Genomic DNA, 3,244 nt, shown 5'->3' with positions numbered 1-3,244 from the left:
CACGAAAGGCTTGCACGTAATGAGCGTTATTTTTGGCACCTTCACCTTCACCGAGCATATGGATAACATCAAAGCGCCAGCCATCAATTTGATACGGAGGCTTTAGCCAATGTTTAATTACCGCTTGATCAGATTGATAAATAGCCGCTCTGACGTCAGGATGCTGAAAGTTCAACACCGGTAAGCTAGCGACACCTTTCCAACCGATATATTCTTGAGTGTCGCCTTGGAAAAAATAGTAATCGCGATAAGTGGATTGGACCGATTGATAAGCGCCTACTTCTTGATGCCAACCCTGTAAATTAAACCACGGATGCTCGGTAGAAGTATGGTTAAAAACCGCGTCGAGCACAATTTTCATCCCTCGCTGATGAAGATTATCGCACAACTGCGCAAAGTGTTGATTGGTGCCTAAGTGTGGGTCGACATGATAGTAATCCATACAATCGTATTTATGATTACTAGGGGCATGAAAGATCGGGTTTAGGTACAGCGCAGTAACGCCAAGATCTTGTAAGTAATCAAGCTTTTCTTCTACCCCATATAGGTCGCCGCCATAAAATTCACAGCCGCCATTGCCTTGATGATTATCAACGGGCTCCCCCCATGCTTTAGCAATCACCGGTTTGCTGCCGCCACTGACACAGTATTCTCCGCTTTTCACGCTGATTTCCGGTTTGCCATTAGCAAAGCGATCCGGAAAAATCTGATAAAAAACCTGTCGACTAACCCAAGATGGTGGCTGATGTTGTGCATTGTACTTGAAGTGGTACTCACGACTTGGGATTCGCGCAGAGACAGATTTCGCATCTAACCACCACTGACCTTGCTCAGAGAGTAACTTAAAAACATAGTGAGTCACTGCGCGATCTTGATTTAGCGGGATAGTTGCTTGCCAATAAGTGAGCCGTTCATGAGTGGTTATATTGACCATCTCGACTAAATGTTCTTCATTATCAGGCTCATGACGCACGAGAATTTGGCGGCATGGAAATGAGCGTTCAATAGCTAGGGTTAAGGTTAATGAATCTTGGTGGCGAGTAACCCATGATTCAGTTTGGCCGTGAAAAAGAAACGGGGCGCGCATATTATACTCCTTCATCATCGTACAATTTCCCTGCTGTTTTTCTCAGCAGGGAGAAGATCAGCAACTGGCTTACAAGGCTAAGTGTTCAGGGTCAATTTCAATAAAATGTGTGGAAAGCGGCTGAAAGTTTATCTCGACATAACTGCGCTGCTTCGTTACCACCAGTGTGAGTGGTTGCTGATTGAGATGATCGATTAAGACATATTCTCCCTCGCTCAATTGCCAATGTTTAATCAGCTCTTGGGGTAAATGCAGTGGCACGGTTTTACTTGCCGTGGTGCTAAAGTTAGCGGCAATAATCAATTTTTGCTCAGGGCAAGAGCGGGCAAAGGCAAACAGCGTATGTTGTTGCTCTGCAAAAAGTGGCCAATTCTCGGCGTATAAATCGTGATAATCGCCCATCAGCGCTGGACTGTTTTTAGCTAAGCTGAGTAGCTGGCAGTAAAACTGACGTAGCTGGCGCTGCTTATCACTTAACTGCCCACCATCAAATCGACCATGATTAAGCCATTTTTGATGTTCAGGTACGCCAATATAGTCAAAAATAGAGGTGCGTGACGGCTGACCAAATCCAGCCTGTTCCGCTCCTGGCTCTCCCACCTCTTGACCAAAATAAATTAGGGTCGGCGCACTGGATAAACAGGTAGAGATCAGCATCGCTGGCCGCCCTTGTTCAGCATCACCGGCAAACTCAGCTGAGGCAATGCGTTGTTCATCGTGATTTTCTAAAAAATGCAACATATGATGTTCAATATCACGCATTTGATGCTCAATGCTGCCAATGATCGCGGTTGAGGATTTGCCCTGCATGATGGCTTTTAACCCATCGTATAAATCGACTTTATCGTACAAATAATCCATTTTGCCTAACTGAATATAATCACGGTAAAGCTCAGGTTGATAGACTTCGGCCATTAAAAAGGCATTAGGATTAACGTGCTTGATCGCTGAGTTCATAAAACTCCAAAACTCAATCGGTACCATCTCCGCCATGTCATAACGAAACCCATCAACCCCTTGCTCTAGCCAGTAGAGCGCAATATCACGAAACTTAAGCCACGAGTTCGGCACCGACTGCTGCTGCCAAAAAGTAAAATGCGCTTGATGAGAAAGCCAACGATAAGATTCGGGGAGTTCGGCGAAGTCTTTCTCTCCACTAGGGGTAACGCCGTAATTAATCTTTACCGTTTCATACCAATCGTCTACATCCGGTTTGGCTTGTCGCGAGCCATTGCCGGTCCATTTTGCTGGAAATTCTTGATAAGGCTCAGCTAGAAGCGGATGATTTTCACCCCCTAATGGTGTTAAGTGATCGGGCAGGTCGGGCATTTGAAACGCCTGCTTGGGTAGGTAATAAAAATTATTGTCTCTTGCATACTCAAGTTGCGTATTATCACTTTGTCCGAAGTCTTCGACGCCGGGAGGATTGTTTAATCCTTGATAGTGTCGCGCCACATGGTTCGGGACAATATCAATAATGACTTTTAAGCCAGCCTGATGTGAGCGGTTAATTAAAGCCAAAAACTCTTGGTTACGTTGCGCGGGGTTATCGGCCAAATCGGGATTGACTGAGTAATAATCTTTCACCGCGTAAGGCGAACCTGCGCGTCCTTTGACTACGCTTGGGTGATCATCACTGATCCCAAACGGGCGATAGTCGGCCACTAAAGCATGATGATGAACACCGGTATACCAAATATGCGTTGCCCCTAAGTGAGCAATTTCTTGCAAGGCTTTCAGCGTAAAATCACTGAACTTCCCAACGCCGTTTTGCGTTTTTGTGCCCCAAGGGATGTTGGCGGTTTGCGTATTACCAAATAGACGAGTAAAGACTTGATAAACGTTTATTTTTGAAGAGGAATATTCTGGATGCATCGTCTAAAACCTAACTGCTATCAATAAGAAACTGCTTAAGGGTAGACAATGGTTAGATAATGCAACTCATCCCTTACTCAGCAATTTAGGGCGTAGATCGAAGGGAGAGTGGAAAAATGTGAGCGAGGTTAAGCTATACGAATGAACGGAATGGTTGTTGCTATGGCCTGCTGGTGATTATAGCAAGCCACAGAAATCGAGAATTAAACCCCAGCGCGTTTCAGTAGTCCGGCCATCAGTGGCGAGCTGGATTTCACTTGTTTAGATTTATTTTGTAGGCTT

The 3,244-nt window shown here is 45.2% G+C and carries 2 protein-coding genes; both read right to left on the bottom strand.

What is annotated here, in order from left to right; all coding sequences use genetic code 11:
• Positions 1-1,087 (bottom strand): alpha amylase N-terminal ig-like domain-containing protein (locus B7C60_RS19925; RefSeq protein WP_245869652.1); only part of this gene is annotated, 1,087 nt, incomplete at its 3' end.
• 69 nt (positions 1,088-1,156) lie between these two features.
• Positions 1,157-2,962, bottom strand: coding sequence for an alpha-amylase family protein (locus B7C60_RS16765; protein WP_099612621.1), 1,806 nt, complete (start codon positions 2,960-2,962; stop codon positions 1,157-1,159).
• Between the last annotated feature and the right edge of the window lie 282 nt (positions 2,963-3,244).

Source organism: Vibrio fujianensis, from assembly GCF_002749895.1.
Taxonomy (GTDB): Bacteria; Pseudomonadota; Gammaproteobacteria; order Enterobacterales; family Vibrionaceae; genus Vibrio; species Vibrio fujianensis.
This window is presented reverse-complemented; position numbering and strand designations above follow the sequence as displayed.

Excerpts from the sequence above, each read along its gene's own strand:
- B7C60_RS16765 (WP_099612621.1), bottom strand. The coding sequence starts at position 2,962 with ATGCATCCAGAATATTCCTCTTCAAAAATAAACGTTTATCAAGTCTTT.